This window comes from Bifidobacterium boum (assembly GCF_000741535.1).
GTDB classification, from domain to species: Bacteria; Actinomycetota; Actinomycetes; order Actinomycetales; family Bifidobacteriaceae; genus Bifidobacterium; species Bifidobacterium boum.
Window position 1 is genome coordinate 106,630 of record NZ_JGYQ01000018.1, and the last position, 17,304, is coordinate 123,933.

10 protein-coding genes, 1 rRNA gene, 1 pseudogene and 1 riboswitch are annotated in these 17,304 nt (G+C 59.1%); of the genes and pseudogenes, 4 read left to right on the forward strand and 8 right to left on the reverse strand.

Annotation, left to right across the window (positions count from 1 at the left end; all coding sequences use genetic code 11):
- Positions 1-132 precede the first annotated feature (132 nt).
- A complete protein-coding gene (locus tag BBOU_RS08660) occupies positions 133-3,663 on the reverse strand; it encodes a tetratricopeptide repeat protein (protein WP_026503290.1) in 3,531 nt (1,176 codons plus the stop codon).
- A gap of 60 nt (positions 3,664-3,723) precedes the next feature.
- Between BBOU_RS08660 and BBOU_RS08665 the strand changes: the two genes are divergently transcribed.
- Together BBOU_RS08665 and BBOU_RS08670 are read left to right on the forward strand one after the other, a co-directional pair.
- Positions 3,724-5,922 (forward strand): glycosyltransferase, encoded by a 2,199-nt coding sequence (locus BBOU_RS08665; RefSeq protein WP_152595646.1) that lies wholly within the window; start codon positions 3,724-3,726, stop codon positions 5,920-5,922.
- A 5-nt stretch (positions 5,923-5,927) separates the two neighbouring features.
- Positions 5,928-6,734, forward strand: a complete 807-nt coding sequence (locus BBOU_RS08670; protein ID WP_081815547.1) for an ATP-binding cassette domain-containing protein — start codon at positions 5,928-5,930, stop codon at positions 6,732-6,734.
- Positions 6,735-6,758: 24 nt separating this feature from the next.
- Here BBOU_RS08670 and BBOU_RS08675 read toward each other — a convergent pair whose 3' ends face one another.
- The 3 genes from BBOU_RS08675 to BBOU_RS08685 form a co-directional block, all read right to left on the reverse strand.
- The gene (locus tag BBOU_RS08675; protein ID WP_026503293.1) at positions 6,759-7,964 is read right to left on the reverse strand and encodes a pyridoxal phosphate-dependent aminotransferase; all 1,206 of its coding nucleotides are present in this window, start codon (positions 7,962-7,964) and stop codon (positions 6,759-6,761) included.
- Between the two features lie 150 nt (positions 7,965-8,114).
- Entirely contained in the window at positions 8,115-8,885 is a 771-nt protein-coding gene (gene ppgK, locus BBOU_RS08680; protein WP_026503294.1) for a polyphosphate--glucose phosphotransferase, read from the reverse strand.
- Positions 8,886-9,043: 158 nt separating this feature from the next.
- The gene (locus BBOU_RS08685; protein ID WP_026503295.1) at positions 9,044-10,060 is read right to left on the reverse strand and encodes a glycosyltransferase family 2 protein; all 1,017 of its coding nucleotides are present in this window, start codon (positions 10,058-10,060) and stop codon (positions 9,044-9,046) included.
- A gap of 87 nt (positions 10,061-10,147) precedes the next feature.
- Positions 10,148-10,304: riboswitch (FMN riboswitch) on the forward strand.
- Positions 10,305-10,308: 4 nt separating this feature from the next.
- Here BBOU_RS08685 and BBOU_RS08690 point away from each other — a divergent pair.
- Positions 10,309-10,977, forward strand: a complete 669-nt coding sequence (locus BBOU_RS08690; protein ID WP_026503296.1) for an ECF transporter S component — start codon at positions 10,309-10,311, stop codon at positions 10,975-10,977.
- Between the two features lie 191 nt (positions 10,978-11,168).
- Positions 11,169-13,814 carry an energy-coupling factor transporter ATPase gene (locus BBOU_RS08695; RefSeq protein ID WP_026503297.1) on the forward strand — a complete coding sequence of 882 codons (2,646 nt, stop codon included), beginning with the start codon at positions 11,169-11,171 and terminating at the stop codon, positions 13,812-13,814.
- Positions 13,815-14,123: 309 nt separating this feature from the next.
- On the opposite strand, the pseudogene BBOU_RS09480 reads toward BBOU_RS08695, so the two are convergent.
- The 4 genes and pseudogenes from BBOU_RS09480 to rrf all read right to left on the reverse strand — a co-directional run.
- Positions 14,124-14,474, reverse strand: a pseudogene (locus tag BBOU_RS09480) (DUF4186 domain-containing protein); the annotation flags it as partial.
- A 95-nt stretch (positions 14,475-14,569) separates the two neighbouring features.
- On the reverse strand, positions 14,570-15,028 hold the full coding sequence (locus BBOU_RS08705) for a hypothetical protein (protein ID WP_152595648.1): 459 nt from the start codon (positions 15,026-15,028) through the stop codon (positions 14,570-14,572).
- A gap of 317 nt (positions 15,029-15,345) precedes the next feature.
- Positions 15,346-16,434, reverse strand: coding sequence for a hypothetical protein (locus BBOU_RS08710; protein WP_026503299.1), 1,089 nt, complete (start codon positions 16,432-16,434; stop codon positions 15,346-15,348).
- 604 nt (positions 16,435-17,038) lie between these two features.
- A 5S ribosomal RNA gene (gene rrf, locus BBOU_RS08715) occupies positions 17,039-17,155 on the reverse strand.
- Between the last annotated feature and the right edge of the window lie 149 nt (positions 17,156-17,304).

Genomic DNA, 17,304 nt, shown 5'->3' on the forward strand with positions numbered 1-17,304 from the left:
CGAACACCTCTGTCGTTCGTTCTATCGTTCTTCGATGATAGTCGACGCCCGTCACCGGCTTGCCATACCCGTCCTGCCACGCGATCATGCTATGACAAGCACGGCACAGTCTTCTAAGCGGCAGGAAGCCGTTCAAGCGCTCAATGACCGCAGGAACTGTGCCTGAACCATGTCGATATTGTCGCCCATACCATCGTTCAAACGTGCCGCCGCGATTGACAGTGTGCGTGCGGGAACGAACATGCCTTGGTCAACACACAAGCGTGCCGCCTCCCGCACAATCGCAGCGACTTCAGTGTGCGGCCAAACCGGCAGGTCATGTTCCGCGAGCACAGCTGCCGCTTGGGCGACGTCATGCGGGACGGGAATGCACTGCGAGCGAGCGCGCTCAGTGAGTTCCTCAAGTTCCGCCGGAAGCGTGGCGATCTGGCCGGGCGCGATATGCGCTGCCATGAGATACGCTGCAGTGGCGGTGTCGAAACGGTCACGCATCCATTCGGCGTACGCGAAACGGTAATATGCGAAAGCGGCATCATCGCGGTCAAGTGCCACGCGCAACGCGTTGAGACATGCCGCCCGGGCCGAATCCCAATCCTCATCGCGGGCAAGCTGCACCGCCAGTTTCATATGCGACAGCGGATAGGCCGGCGCATATGAGACCATCGCGTTGAGATGCGGCAACGCAGCCTTAACGCCTTTGATTTGTGAGAGAATATCCGCCAATTCCACGTGCGCGTAGAACAGATTGTCGGGGATGAGTACCGTCCGCTCCCCTGTTGTGGCGAACAGCCGATTGTAGACGACGCGTTCCGCATACGAGTTGAAATACCGCGGTACGCCGTTGCTTTGCGCATATAGGGTATCGAGTTTCGCCACAGCGGATTCTTGCAGTTCCACCGCTTGTTCGGCTTGGCCGGAGAAGAACAGGTCGCGCGCCTTGCTGCGTTCATCATCCAACTGTTTGGCCAGCGTGAAATCGAAGTCCGGAGTGTCGTTGCCATCGATCAGCGCGGCGGTGACTTGCGGGGCAAGTTCCGACAGTTCCGGATCGCCTACACGTTCGACAATACGCATCGCCTGTTGGGCTTTGGCCACGGACGGCATGATCTCGTCAGCAGCCAGACGGTGGAAGTCGGTGACCGCCCGTTGCAACAGGTCGACACGTTGGATGGACAGTCCGGTGGCATCGCCACAGCCCAAGATGCGGCTTGCCGATGGGTCGAACCGGGTTTCTGAGAACTCCGGCTCCTGTTGTGCGGCGAGAGGACTGTATTTCGCGTCACGCAAATCGAAATCGACGTTGACCGGATGCATTGCACCATGCGCATCAACGTCCATAACCGCATCGAACATACGGTAGGTGGCGATCGGGTCGTTGAGCCCGTGCTCCTGGACGCGTTGGAGGAACGCATCACGGTGGAACGTGACGGCCACCATATGACGGACAGTCGGGTTGCTGCGCAGTACGCTCAACGGGTCATTGTGGTTACGATCGCTTCCGTTCACATCAGGCGTACCGCCGATGGTGAAGACTTCTTGCTCTTGCGGCTGTCCGGCATGGTCTTGGGGTACGCTGAAGGCGGTTTCATCGATATCCGCCCCGGACATCAGCGTTTCAAATTCTTGATCGACATCAGCAGCCGATGTCTCTTCATAGCGTTCAGTCTGGTCATCTTGGGATTGTTCCCCGCTCGTAGCCGGCATGGAAGCCTCCTGCGAAGGGTGGGATGGCCCGGATACCGGTTTGCCGCCACGGGTTTCCCCGCCATCGTACGGTGATTCACCGCGCATGGTGGATGCCAGCGAAGGGTCGCCGTGGATATCGCCGTCTTTCGGCGCGGATTTGCTTCCCATCACCGTGCCGGTATCTTGCGAGCGCATCCGTTCGAACGCTTTCAAAGCGTCGCTCATCAGTTTGGTGATGGCGGAATCCTGTTCTGCGACGGCTTCCTCCAGTCCGATGGAATCGATGTACACGGTGACTTGTTGGACTCGTGGGTCTGCACAGAACGCGATGGTGGCCATCATCAGGCCAACACGCAGATTGTATGCCGCGCTTATCGCCGCCCGGTCAGGTTCTTCGAGTTTGATCCAATCGTGTGTGGTCCCGCTGTATTTGCTTTTCGGCATCATGGCGGCACCGGCGGTGGTGAATGCCAGCGCCACGTTGCCGTCCGCAAGATTCGTGCGGAATTCAACGTCAAAACGGTATGGCAGTCTCATACTGCGCAAGAGCAGCGCAAGGGTCTGCCGGTATACCCATTCGGAGCCGGAACCATTCGTGACGGCCGACGCCGCTGTGGGGTCGGGGAAGTCGTGGGCGGTTTGTTGCGCCGCCTGCCGCGCGATGCGCATGATGTTGCGTAACGGGGCGACACCGTCATCATGCAGCGGGTCGAGCATGGTCCGGTCGTCGGCACGTAGCGCGATCAGGGCCGGATCGTCAAGAAGCGCCATGTCAATCTGGGCTGCTTGGGCTCGGGTAACGTTATCCTCAATGGGCTGCTGGCCAACCCGTGCGTTGCGTTCCAGTACGGCGCTTACGGCCGCGAACCGGTTGAGCCCGCCTTCGATGATCAGCGACGCCAACGCGGGCGAGAATTCCAGCGAGGCATCCCAAGAGAAGAAGTAGCTGCCGGAATAACTGGACGTGTACAGGTGCAACGGTTCGGCGCCGTGTACCGCTTCAAGGCCGGCGACGGGTTGTAATGCCCCGGATTCGCGCATCACATCCGCGAAATAGTCCTCCAGCCCGGACACGCGCATGCCATGTGCCCGTGATTCCAAGGTGTCGCGTACGCTTCTGCGGATTGCTCCGATAGGCGCCTCGCGGTTGAGCCGGCGGAAGATGTTGCCTGACCCGAATCCCATGAGCAGTCCGTTGATTTGGGGAAGCAGGTATGCGGCGAAGAAAGCGATGGCGATGGCGTCACGGTATTCCAGGCCGCACCGCATCTGCTGAGGAAGGTCGGCACGCAACTGTTCGAGCGTGTACCGGTTGTTGCGTTTGATCCAAGACGCGAGCCACATCATGCGCCCGTCTTCTCCACGCCCGACGACACTGCCTTGGATGACGTCGACCGTGTGCGCGTCTTGGGTTTGGCCGAGCAGATCTTTCAGATGGGTTACGGCTGCGGCGGACACGGTAGGCGTGGCACCGAGTCGGGTGTCATCCGGTAACCGCGATTCACCGTCTTTGCCGAACATGAATCGTACTTCAGCGCTTTGGATATCCATGTGCGGGTCTGTTCCGGCGAAAACACGACCCCGATCATCTGCGAGCGCGACTTGCGCGAAATGCGTGTCGTCAAGGAACACGCCGATGGAGAATGCACGGCCGTGGGTCTGCGGCAGTTGCACCCAGCCGAGGTCGACACCGTTGGGTGCGCCCGCGAGGCGGCTGTATGTGTGGCGTTTGATGAGCGGGCTGAGGGTGATGGCATGACGTTTGAGTTCGTCGAGCATGGTGTCGGCTTGCGATGCCGTTCCTGGGCCGGAGGTCGTGTCGTGTTGTGGTTGCACGGGTCGGGTTGGGTCGGTTGCAGGCGAAGCCGGTGTCGTGCGACCGGTGACGGATTGGTGCAGCGATTCCTTGAGCTTGGCGAACATGGAGGTGTTGTGTCGGCGTCCATTGCCGTTGTGGTGCTTGGTGAATCGTGTCATACCGAGATTGTCCCAATCCGCGCAGACATGGTGGGACGGTCATGCTCTTAGAATAATACCGTGGTATCTGTTCCTCAACGTTTCATGTCCGGCGGTAAACCCCGTGCCGCGTGGCGTTTTGCCGTCCTGTCCGTTCTGATGATCGTGGTGTTGGAAGGCGTGGTGTTCAATCTGCCGTATTGGACCAGTATGGCGGCGAGTACGGATTCGCCTTCCACGCTCAACTCAATGGGTTCGGGCCTGGTGCGTCAGGCTTCCGGGGCGCTTGAGGTCACGGATCCGACGAAAGCGTATTTGCGTACTGCGGTTGATGGCACGTCATCGTATGTGCGTCTTGATCTTGCCGATATGATGGGTTCTTCTGTACGGACCGGTACGACGGTGCTTTCGACGGTGCGGGTTCGGCTTGACTCGGACGGTTTGGCGGGCCGTTCCACCTTGGTTGATACTGATGAGCCCAGATCCTTGTACTTGCATACTGATGCCAAGCGTACGGTCACGGTGTGGGTTCAGGAACCTGCCGGCACTCAAGTGCCATTCTTCGCGGTGCGGCCGAATGTACGGGTGCCGTTCTCGTGTGATTGGATCCGTGTCACGCTGATGGCGGTGGTCGCTTGCCTGATTGGCTGCTGGCGACCGGGGTCTCGATTATGGCAGGTGCGTGTCGACCCACATGCGCGCGGCCAACGTCTGGTCGCTGCCGGTATCATGACGGTCATTGGCGTATGCTCGTTTGCCGCCGCAGCGGTGTTGGCCGCGCAGGCAAGACCGCTGGTGTTCCATGCGCCAAGCGGATACACGTATGATTTCGACCAGTATGGCCATGCCACTGACGCGCTGTTGCATGGCCGTCTGTCATTGGATTTGCAGGTTCCCGAAGCGTTCGCCAACAGCGCCGACCCGTATGATCCGGCATTGCGTGAGCGCCTGTTGGATTCGGGGGTTTCGCCGATCTATTGGGATTACGCGTTCTATCAGGGACGCTGGTACTCGTATTTCGGCGTGATTCCAACCCTGTTGCTGTTTGTCCCGTATCAGGCGGCGTCCTCCTTGTGGACGCCTGGAGGGGCGATGCTGCCGTCGGCGAGCGCCGTGCTGGTGTGCATGTTCGGTTTTGTACTGTTCGCTTCGCTGCTCATGGTTCGTATCGTACGGCGTGTGGCTCCGCAGGTTTCCGTTGCCGCGATGAGCATGGCGTGGGTGACGCTGCTGTTGGGTTCGAACGCCGGGTATTTGTGGTTGCGTACGAATTTCTACTCTGTGCCGATCGCGGCGTCGTTGATGGTCACGATGCTGGGCTTATGGTTGTGGACGTGTGCCGTACGGTCGCAGGATCGTGCCGGATTATGGCGTATCGGGGATGCGCCCGGCTTGTCGATTCCGTATCTCGCTGCGGGGTCGGCGTGTATAGCGGCGAATATCGGGTGCCGCCCCCCGTTCGTATGGTCGGCGCTGCTGATTTTCCCGATGTTTTGGCCGCAAATCCGTGAATTGTGGCGCTTGTTGCTCTGTCATCATGCGCCTCGGGACGCATGGAAGGCTCCGACGGCGGTTATTGTCGCTGCCGGCATTGTCGCCCTGCCGGTGTTCATATTGAATGCGCTGCGTTTCGGTTCTCCGCTCAATTTCGGCAACGCGTATCAAATCACGGTCAACAATATGACGTCCTATCATGAGCCGCTGGAGAATATCCCGCGCATCATCGGCTACTATTTGGCGCTGCCGGTACGCTTGCAGTCCACGTTCCCCTTCGTGGCGGTCAATCCTACGCCGTTGCCGGCATGGGGGTACACCGAACCGATGGTTGCCGGACTGTTCGCCTTGTGCCCGATGACCTTGTTCGTGCTGCTGCTTGCGATGCTCCGTCATCGGATCGATGCCCGGACTGCGGATCTGCTGGGATGCATGGCTTGGCTTGGCGTGGCTGTCATGTGTTTCGACGCGTGCAAGGCGGGTCTGGGATGGCGTTATATCTGCGATTTCGGTTGGTTGTTCACATTCGCCGCACTGCCCGGCTTGGTTTGGTTCGTCGGCGATATGCCTGGGGATGATGCGTCGCTCTCACCGTCAGGCCTGCGGATGCCACGACTGCAAGCCATGGCATGGTGGTTGCGTCGCACGGTGATGATGCTCATGATCATCGCTTGCATCCTACTCTTGTTGGCGTCCTGCTTCACTGCGGGACGTGACGATACGTTGCAACGCACCGCTCCCGCTATGTTCGCCCGCATACAATCATGGTTCACGCTGGTAGGATGACAGGCATGGGTCTCTTCTCAACGCTGTTTTCCCACGATCACGGTCAAGCCCGGCCGCGCCCCGACCACGTGACATTCACCTTGTCCCACGCCTCGTTCACATATGATGACGGGCATGTGGGATTGCGCGATGTGACGGTCACGCTTGATCAGCGGCGTATCGCGGTGATCGGATTGAACGGGTCCGGCAAAACAACCTTGTTGAAACTGTTGGATGGGGCGCTGGCTCCGACCAGTGGATCGGTGACGCTCACTGTCGGAAAGGACACGATGACCCCTTGCGGCAGGAAGGATCGCAAACGTGTCGAACGACTGGTCGGCCGTGTGCGCCGCGAGGAGATTCCCGAAAGCTTCTACCGTAGCGAAAGCGTGGCTAAAGCGTTGGACGAGCGGATGCGCACCAACCATATCGCGGACGGTGAGCGTCAGGCGCGAATCGGCTCACTGCTCGTCCAACTTGACTTGTCACTGTGGCGTGATCGGCCTGCTGACGCGTTGGACAGCGAGCATCGTCATCTGCTTGCCGTAGGAGCGGCATTGTGCGCCGACCCGATTGTGCTGGTTGCAGACGAGCCGACCAAGGGCTTGGATGAGGTCAGTACCGCACGTGTGGCGCGAGCCTTGTTCGCGCTTGACCGCCAAGTCGTGTTCGCCACACATGACACGTCGATGATCACGCGCCCGGAGATCGCAATCGACCGGGCGATCCTGCTTGACGAGGGGCGTATCGTGTTCGACGGCACACCCCAAGACGCGGTGGACGCGTACGCCGACGTGATTCGCCGCCACCGCAACCGTGACATCGCCGTCTGACAGCCTCATCACGGGTAGCACCCACTACTCGCCGATCATGACAGCCACGGTGTCAAGCACTGCGGCGATATTGCGGGCGAACTGGTCCGGCTGTGGCAGGAGTGAAACCGCAAGATACCCGTTGGCGGTCATATCGAAGAAATAGCCGGGCTGCCCGGTCAGCTTATGATCACGAATCATACGCAACACCATCTCATTCTCATCGAGGACGGATGGGATACGCACCAATGCGTTCCACCCGCCTTCCATGCGCAGCATCGACACCAATCCGCGGGGATCCTCTTGCAGCATCCGGCGTAACGTCCAAGCGTTACCGGTCACGCGGTCCCGGACGCGAACGGTCTGCTGCTTGGCTTCTTCAAGCATGTCAGGCAGACGGGCGGCGATGATGTCGCTCATCGGCAGATAGTCGTCGGCGATGACATCCAGCCGATGTAACGCCTGAGACACCTCGTTTTGCGGGCCGGAAACCTGGATCCAACCGACTTTCGCATGCGGGGCTGCCAGCATTTTCGACAATCCGTCCAACGCGAATGTCAGTACGCGGCGCTCCCCCGCGAGGCGAGCGTTACCGGGGAACGGTTCGACCGGGAAATCGTAGAACACTTCGTCGGCGATGATGGCAATCCCATGGTCAGCGCACAACCGTACGATGCTTTCACGCTCCTCCGGTTTGACGTATGAGCCGGTGGGATTGTTCGGGTTGATGAGGACGAGCGCACGGATTCTCTCGCCTTGTGGGCTTTCCAACGCGGATTGCAGTTGAGCGGTGTCGATGATCCACGACCCGTCGAACCGTTGCTGGTAAGTCATCACTTCAACGCATTCCAATGCGGCAATCGATTCGATCAGCGGATAGCCCGGCTTGGGGGCGAGAATCACGTCGCCGGCGTCGCACAACAGTTTCATCAGCCACGAGTAGGCCTGGGAGGTTGAACTGAGCAGATACAGATGCTCCGGGTCGACCGGGTCGACCGTGTTCGGTGCGCCGGATTGCACGGCCTCCTGCGCATGCCGGTCGGTCAGGAAACGCGCCAGCACCCTTCTGGCGGCCAACGGTCCACGCGGTTGGGCGGCATACACCGTGGGAAGGGATCGGGGAGCCAACGCGAATCTGGTCGGGTTCGAATCGTTGAGCTTGTCCAATGCTATGCCGCCGGCTTTGGCGGCTTGTTCCGCTTGCGCGATCGCATTCGGGTCGCTGATGTCCACTCGTGATGAAAAACGCATGCCACCATCGTAGTCCGCCGCCGCAACGTTGCTTGAACGGATGGCACGCTGGTTGCAAACCCCGGAATGCGTGTGGCCCGCCCGAATAAATCCGGGACGGGCCACACAAGCGGTACTGCGGTTGATGGGAAACCGGTTTGCCGCTACCGTTTACTTGGCGGTTTTCGTGCTGGCGTAGTAGGCGGCGCCGATAATGCCGGCCTCGTTACGCAGCTTCGCCGGGACGATCGGCGTCTTGATGTCGATGTACGGCAGGAACTTCTCGCTGACACGGCTGACACCGCCGCCGACCACGAACAGATCCGGGTTGAAGTACTTTTCCATAAGACCGTAGTACTTGGTCAGACGCTTCGCCCACTTCTTGTAGCTCATGTCCAGCTGGTCACGCACGGACGACGCCGCGTATTTCTCCGCGTCACCCTTGCCGTTCTGCAGCTCGATATGCCCCAGCTCGGTGTTCGGGATGAGCACGCCGTCATAGATGAGCGCGGTGCCGATACCGGTGCCGAGCGTGGTCGCGATGACTAGGCCATCTTGACCCTTGGCCGCGCCGAACTGCTGCTCGGCAAGTCCCGCGGCGTCCGCGTCATTGACGACGACGACCGGGCGTCCGCACGCCTTGGAGAATTCCTCAGTGACATCCACGCCGATCCACGACTGGTCGAGGTTCGCCATGAAATCAAGCGGCTTGCCAGGCTTGATCGGGGCGGGGAACGCGATACCGACCGGAGCGTCCTCAGGAACTTCGAAATGTTCAAGCTGCTGACGCACGATGTCGGCGACAGCCTGCGGAGTGGACTTCTCCGGGGTCAGAATCTTCAGACGCGGTTCTGCGAACTCACCCTTCTCCAGATTGACGGGAGCCGCCTTGATGCCGGAGCCGCCGATATCAACGCCGAAAGCCTGTGCTGTCTCAATCATCTTTGACCTTCCTATGAGGTGATGGGGTGTATGAACCGGTACGGTGATTGTACCGCGCCCCCTATCCGAATACTGCCGCGGCACGCCGAAAACCTGCAAACGCTTTCATCTTGGTTCCCAAGTCTTTCGACGTGCCGCAAGCCGCCTGGTTGCAAACGTCAGTTCAGCGGCGGCATCGGACGCCAATCGGGATCGTGCAGCAGCTTGTGCGAATCCCACCACCCGCGCGCGATAGCGGACAAGCCGCTACGCAGGTGTCCCCGATCGACCATCACCAGGCGGATGACCTCTTTGACCGCGGTGGCGGCGGTACCCAGTGCGAACAAGGCGGGACGGTAATCGCCGTACACCATGAAATAACGCGCCATATACCCGCGGTTGCGCATGATATGGTATCGGTTCATATCCGATGTGGAATTCAACTGGCGCAACCCGGCGATATCCCAGTTGTCGATATCACGGGTGCGACGGATGATGACATCCTTGACTTCAATCGGATTGGTGACCTTACTGGCCAAATACCCGTACATCGTGTCATCCCAGTAAATGAAGAACCGTCCATCCGGGAAGCCGATCTGTTCGACGATATTACGACGGAACAGGCCGCCTTCAAAACACATCGTATTCATGATGCGATAGCCGCGTGGACCGAACGCCGCCGGGGCGATCGGGTCGGGAATGCCCAGAGGAACGATGAAATGGTACTGCCAGTAGAACGGGCCGCCATCATAGTCGTAACGGCTGCCTTGAATCACATCATGATACCGCGTCCACGGGGCGAGCTTCTCAATGGCGTCCGGCAAGACCGCCACATCATCATCCATCACCCAGAACCATTGGGCGCCCAGCTCATACGCTTTGCGTACACCATTGCTGAAACCGCCGGAGCCGCCGATATTGCCTTCCTGCGGGAAATACACGACGCGATCCATATTGCCTTGCGTATCAGCAATGGTCTGCCCCCATTGGGCGGTGATTGCGGAACCGAACTCCTCAACCATGGTCTTCGTGGTCTCGCTGTGCTCATTGTCCACCACGACAATACGCCACGGCGCGACAGTCAACGCCTTGAGGGAATCGAACAGCGTCGCAAGCAGTTTCTGCCGCTTATACGTGACGATGACGATAGCCAACTTGTCGATGGTGGCTTTTTTCGCATGCTCTGGTTGTGTCATGCCCACTATTCTTGCACTTACCCTCACCGAATGGCGAATATGAGCATTCGCTTGCATTTTCCTTACGCATAGGGTATTGATGAATGCTGTAAGTTTCAGGGAAGGTGAAAATCCTTACTGGCGGTAACGGTCCGCTGCCCGCAATCTGCGGCGGCGACACCACCCAAGCCCGCGACCCGCGTAAGCGGCTGATCCGGTGTGAATCCGGGGCCAACGGTTATAGTCCGGATGGAAGAAACGGAGCTCAGATGAGCATCTTTTCGCATACCTCCATTCCTGCACGCACCATCATCAAGGATGGGCAATCTTCAGGAAACGCAACAAACACTGGTGCCGGCGACACCACCATATCGCCGAAAGACGCGCATTCGACCGGCGTCGGCGATTCCGGCCGCTGGTCAACCCGCCGCATCGCGATGTACGCGTGTTTCGTGGCCTTGTCCATGGCGCTGAGCTTCGTCGAATTCCCGTTGATTCCGGGCGTCCCGTGGCTTAAATACGACCCATCGGGCATTGTCGCGCTGGTCGCGGGCTTCGCTTACGGCCCTGCGGCGGCGCTGATCGTCAGCATCCTCGGATTCGTGCCGCACCTGTTCATCAGCCCGTGGGGCACGCTGATGGCTTGGCTGGTCGCCGTCGGCCTGTCCGTTCCAGCGGCGTTAATCTACCGGCGTATGCACACCCGTTCCGGAGCCGTGCTCGGTCTGGTCGTCGGTGCGCTCGTCGCGCTGGTCCTCGCGATTGTGGGCAATCTGATCATCACCCCGATGTACGCGCATATGACTGTCGCCCAAGTCGCGGCGCTCATCGTGCCGGCGCTCCTGCCGTTCAATCTTGCAAAGTACGCGATTAACTGCGTGGTCACCTTCCTGATTTACAAGCCGGTGTCCGATTTGCTCAACAGGTCGGCACGCTGACATCCTTGCACTGGCCGTTCCGGCGGTTGATCGCCGTCGGGACGGCCAGATGCCCATATGATTCCCGCACACGGGATGACAATATCAGTACTATCGGCAATCAACCACTACGAAAGATACGGATGCCACACCGCACCATGGCTATTCCACGGATCCCCTCCCCCACATCAGCATCGGTCGACGCATACGACATGCGCGGTCTGGCAGCCAGTCTGCGTGAGGTACGGTACCGGTATGCGGGAGCGCAGGATTGGGCGCTCGATGGAGTGAGCCTCGACATCCGCAATGGTGAATACGTGTGCATTGTAGGGGCGAACGGTTCAGGAAAATCAACGCTCGGCCGACTGATTGCCGGGCTTTCCGCCCCGGATTCTGGTGTCATCACGTTGGACGGACACATGGTGTTCGACGAAGCGGGGGCGCACGCCGACCAGTATCGACGTGCCAGGCATGATATCGGTGCGGTATTCCAAAATCCGGAGGATCAAATCGTCACGACGGTCACCGGTGATGATGTGGCATTTGGCCCGGAAAATCTTGGCATGAGTCGTACGCGCATCAGTGAGCAAGTCGCGTATGCGCTCGATGCGGTAGGCATGACAGGGCATCTTGCTGACGATCCGACGACCATGAGCGGCGGGCAGCAGCAGCGCATCGCCATCGCGGGGATTATTGCGATGAATCCGCGTATGGTGGTACTCGACGAGCCGACCGCCATGCTCGATCAGGATGCGCGCATGGGTGTCCTCACCATTCTTGACAAGCTTCACCGGCAAGGGACCACCATCGTGCATATCACGCATCATGCGGATGAAGCGTCTCGAGGGCAACGCGTCATCACGATGAGTGCAGGACGGATCGTCTCCGATTCGCATCTGACGGCGGAACCGGCGGGTGCCGATACCGATGCATACGACCGTCCATCGCAGGATGACTTCCGCCATCTGTTGCAAGCCAGTGGCATGCCAGTGACGTGGCTGCGCGCCGGGTCGAGCGATGAGTATGCGCCGTCTGATTCGTCACCTGCCTCAAGCGGAGTGTCTGTCACCGCGGCTGCACCTGCTACCAACGGTGTATCTGATACCGCCGATTCACCGGATGCTGAGGAAGTCTCAGCCGCACGCGGCCCGGCTCTCGCGATCAATGTCGACCATGTGTCGTTCACCCCCCAAGGCGCAGCATTCCCCAGCGTGGAACAGTTGACTTTCTCCGTGCGTTCCGGCGAGACCGTAGCGCTGATGGGCGCCAACGGAGCCGGAAAAACCTCGGTCGTCAAACTGCTGTCCGCCTTGGCTCGCCCTGACAGCGGCAATATCACCGTCGCCGGCATCCCCGTAGCAACGGACCACCGGTACACCGCCGGCGCCGAGACTCCTCATGGAACGGGAAGTGCAGGCAGGCAAACAGATCGGCGTGCTCGTGCCGCCCGATGGATCGGGCACTTGCCTGGTTCAGCGGTGAAACCGTTATCACGCAGGCAACGGATCGAGTTGAGGCACCGTCTCGGCTTGGTCATGCAACATCCTGAGCGGCAATTGTTCGCGCACACGGTTGCCGAGGATGTCGCATACGGTCCGCGTAATTTGGGGCTTTCCGAGCAAGAAGTCACACAACGTGTCGATGAAGCGCTGGAATTGCTGCATATCAGTGAGCTGCGCGACCGTTCCCCATTCGGTCTTTCCGGTGGGCAGCAGCGGCTTGTCGCCATCGCAGGGGTCATTGCCTGCCATCCGGATGTGCTGCTGTTGGATGAGCCGACGGCGAGCTTGGATGAGATGGCGAGCGCACGAATCCGCGATCTGCTTGCCGATTTGCATCATCGCGGGGTTACGGTGCTGTTGGTCACCCACAATATCGATGAAGCCCGTGCGCTTGCCGACCGAGTGCTGGTGCTCGAGCCACCGAAGCATGCCGGACAGCAAACCAGCATCCGACACTTGCACGGCACGCGGAATCCGGAAGCGGGCAGCATGTCAACGGCTCCTGACGCATCTTCGACGGAACGGACAACCTCCGAGCCGGCTGACGCGACGGATGATGCCGCGGATATTCATGCTGGAGACGGATCAGGACGTTCTGCCATCGCCATGCTTGATGCCCGAGTGAAAACGGTCGCGTTCCTGGCGCTGATGTTCTCGGCGTTTGCGATCAGCTCGCCATACCAGCTGGCCGTCGGCGCCGTCCTGACCGCCGGTATCGTCGCCGCGGCGCGTATACGGCCGTCGCTCTTGCTCGCGCGCATCCACATGTTCCTGTTCCTGTTTGTGTTCGCGGGGGCGTTGAACATCTTCTTCGTCCGCACCGGAACCCCTCTCGCCCATATCGGTGCCGTGCCGATCACCGATGACGGCGTGTACACGGCGATCATCTACGCTTGCCGTTTCACTCTGGTGATCATTCTCGGCGCGGTGTATGTGGAGACGACAACGCCCACAGCGATGACCGATGCGTTCGAATCCCTATTGTCCCCGCTCAAACGCTGCGGCATCCATGTCCAAGAGATCGCGTTGGTTCTGAGTCTGGCATTGAGGTTCTTGCCGACGTTGCGGGTGGAGATCATGGCTGTCACGTACGCGCAAGCGGCTCGCGGCGGCAGCATCGAAAGCGGTTCCCCGGCGCAACGGTGCCGTGCGATGTGTGCGATCATTATGCCGGTGTTCGCAGCTTCGCTTCGTCATGCCGATAATCTCAGTCTCGCTTTGGACGCGCGTTCCTATGAGGAGGGTATCCGACGGACACATTGGCATGACATGCATCTGCATTTCCGCGATGGCGTGTTCTGTGTTGCCTGCGCTGTCTATCTGGCGGCATTGGTGTTGGCCGCTGTGTTGCTGTGACGTTCTTGGTCACGTTGTCACTCACGACGAGGCTGTGAGATATCACGCTTGCGCTGTCGGCTCGTCGCATCGTCGCTGTACTTCCCAGCTGCTGTACTGAAATCTATCTGACTGTTACAGCAACTCACCTTGGATAAAACCTGATGCATTGCCGTCATGATGATTACCCGGATGCCGGCGTCTCTTCGCCGAACCGCCTGCCTCGCCATGGGGACGCCGCGGTTGTGCCGTTCGTTCGCCTTGTTCTGTGTCACCATCCCGCTGATGCTGGAACGGTGCCGCCCATCCGCTGCTATCCCCCGTCACCGCAGGGTGTGAAGCGAGATCGCGGTCAATCCAAGCCATGACCAATCGGGCGAGCCGGTCGACCTCTTGCGCGCTCAGCGCTCTTCCACGCGGAATATGATGCCATTTCTCAATGCATCCGCGGCAGCAACATGCGGTGGCGTGTTGAGCGGTAAATACCGGATGACCGCGCCAGGGTGTCTGTTTCCCGTCTTTCGCAGGCTGGGCGGCACCGACCCGCTGGGCGAGCATCTCATGCGCGTGCCGGTCAATGAGTTCACGTCCTTTGCGCCTCGCATATTCAGCATCATGCGGGCTTAACGTGAATGATGATCGAAACGATGAATGGGACAGCCGTTCCAGCGTTTCGGCAATCCATTGGGCGGACCGCCGAGCGTCATCTCCATCAGCGTGCCGGCCGGATTCCGCTGACTGCCATGCGTCCACAGACGGATGGTCGTTCACTGTGATCACGCTTCGTCAAGAGCTTCATGTGCGGGTATGCTTCCAGACCGGTTAAGCGCCTCCACCCGCTCATGCAAGTCATCTGCAATGCGATACCAATGCTGGACCGTGTTCTCCAGGAAGAAGTAATATCTGATATACCCGATGAGCAGTCCCAGCATGGCCAGGTAGATGATGGTGGACACGGGGATTGTTGAAGGGACGAGCACCATGAAGGCGAGCGCGACCAAGAACACGGCGATGGTAATCATCATGACCCCCAAATGGATAAGCCGTTCATGCTGCAACCACGCGAGCTTGCGCTCATGCCAATCCAACAGCCGACGGGGATCGTCACCTTGGTCGAGGCGCGCGGCGATGCCTTCTTCATGCAGTCTCGTCCACTCACGCAGATTCAAGCCGTATTTGTCCCGAGTATCCTTGTTACGTCCTGTGGCTTGTTGCTTCGGTTGATCGCCATCCATCGGCATGCCTCCTTGGTAACGGCGCGTACTTTCATCGTACTCGTCCGCGATGGATGAGGACAGCATTGCGCGGCGCTGTGCTGCGACTGCGCGATCTGGGAGGCGTCTGCGGGACCGCACAGTATTCAGGGCATGCAATGCAGGTTTGCTCGTTGTGCCGGATTGCGCAGTGCGCACCATAGCGAACTGTACAGGATTGCGACACGCACGGAATCATCTGCAGCATAGGGGCATCCGCAGTCCGCTTGCCGCCTGCTTATCGTCCGCTGGCCGTCCACTGCGTTGTGACTTCCGCAGATGGTTCTTCGTCGATTCCGTCAGTCGACCACGCACGTTCCTGCGTGCGCTGACGCCGCCGCCTGGTCGGTCTGTTCATTCATCGCATATGCCGGGAAGCTTGCGCCAGCGCTGTTCAAGGTGTCACGGTTTGCGCCCAGATACATCACCGCATAAGAATTCGTCATACCTTCGATCTCGACGTGAAGCGGCGGGACAACCGTGTCGCAACGCGAATACACGAGATAATGGGCGATTTCATGGCGAAGCTCATCAAGATACTGTGGGGAACGGACGACATACGGATACGCTTCATGGCCGGTATTGACGAATACGGTATCGGTTTTCTCCTCGCAATACGCTGCAAACGTATACTGATCAGTAGTCATCGAAGGACAGTAGTTTCCGATGCCCTGGAAATCGTAGTCAGCGTGCAACCCGGCAATCGAGAGCATCTGCTCCCCCGACTGCATATAGGTGCCGTCCTGTCCTGGCTGCCCTTGGAATGCCGCAATCTGCTGTTCAATGGTGTCTAATTGTTGTGGTGATGGCGCGTGATGGCTTTCATCTTGACTGAAGACGATTTCGAAATAGGAACCTGTCGCCGTGGTATTCGTCTCGATTGATATGCGGTACGCCCGGTTGATTTTGAAATCGTATTCGAGCTGATGCAGGTCCGTGAGCTTCGCATTGTAGTAGGTCGTCGCAGCGTCGCGGTTCATGGAGCGCCGCGCATCACCGTAGGATGTCGCTTCCAGCATGCGGTCCAAAGTCTTGAGCCATGTGTCAATCGCTGATTGCGCATCTGGGAGCGCCTTGACGTATTCGTTGATCTGTGCCGCCGGCATGGCATGGTACTTGTCATGCATGGCTTTGATTTCGTTGACATACTGACGGTATTGGTCGGATGAATCATATCGGTAGCCGATAATCCCCGTCGAATCGGATGAATCCGATGATGCTGAGTCAGTGACGTCTTGTTGGGGTTGCGAAGAACTGCCGGAGGAAGGCCGCGACGATGGCATACCTTGCGCATAGGTGATGGATGTATCGCGGGACGGATCCGATGACGGCTTGATGACGCCGGCCTTGACCAGCCCACCAAGTACCAGGCAAATTGTCAGAATCACTGTGCATATGTGATCTAGGACAGAGCCATTGGACCAAGGCAGAAATGTTGACGTTGACCTGTCATGTCTGGCATGATATCCCCCATGATGACGTTGGGATCCGCCCATGCTCATATGCGGTGAGAAAATCTCATGATACTCGTCGCTGTCGTTGTCATCATTGAAGCGCATGCATTCCCCCAGTGGCAGTCGCATATCATTCTCAAATACTTATATACGGGACATCATACTACTGTTGGAAGCTGATATTCAGATGCCACTCAGCCAATCCGAGGCTGTTTCAGCTCACCATGAATCCTGACTAATCGCTTGTTGCAAGCATAGACGGTTGATGTCTTGTCACAAACCGCGCCTACCGTGCCGCGTGTGCGTTCATGTGTTCCGGTTTCCGGTTATCGTGCCGCGGGTCGGTGTGAGGACGCGGGTTGTCAAGGGGGCGTGCGTGGGTCTGTCGGTGTCGTCGTCTGTTGTGTGCGCGCTGGTGTCCGGCTGTCAAGCGGGTGTCCTGTGTGTGTCCGGGGTCTGTTGTGTGTGGGGTTTCCGGTGGTATGGGGACGGCCCCGGCAGGGTTTTGATCCTGTCGGGGCCGTCGTGTTACGTGTTGGTGCGGCGGCGTGCTACTCTCCCACATCCTGTCGGGTGCAGTACCATCGCCGTGCCAGGTCTTCGCTTCCGGGTTCGGAATGGGTCCGGGCGTCTCCCCTGGGCCATGGCCGCCGCAAATCTGTGATTGTCATCCCGGGGATCCTTGTCGGGTGTTCCCGGGGGTTTGTGTGGTGGGTTGGGGACCGGATGGTGGACGCGTGTGTGTGCTGAAGGATTCGTGGTGTGATGCGCGGGGTGTCTCCCCGTCATCCGAGTAATGCTTGT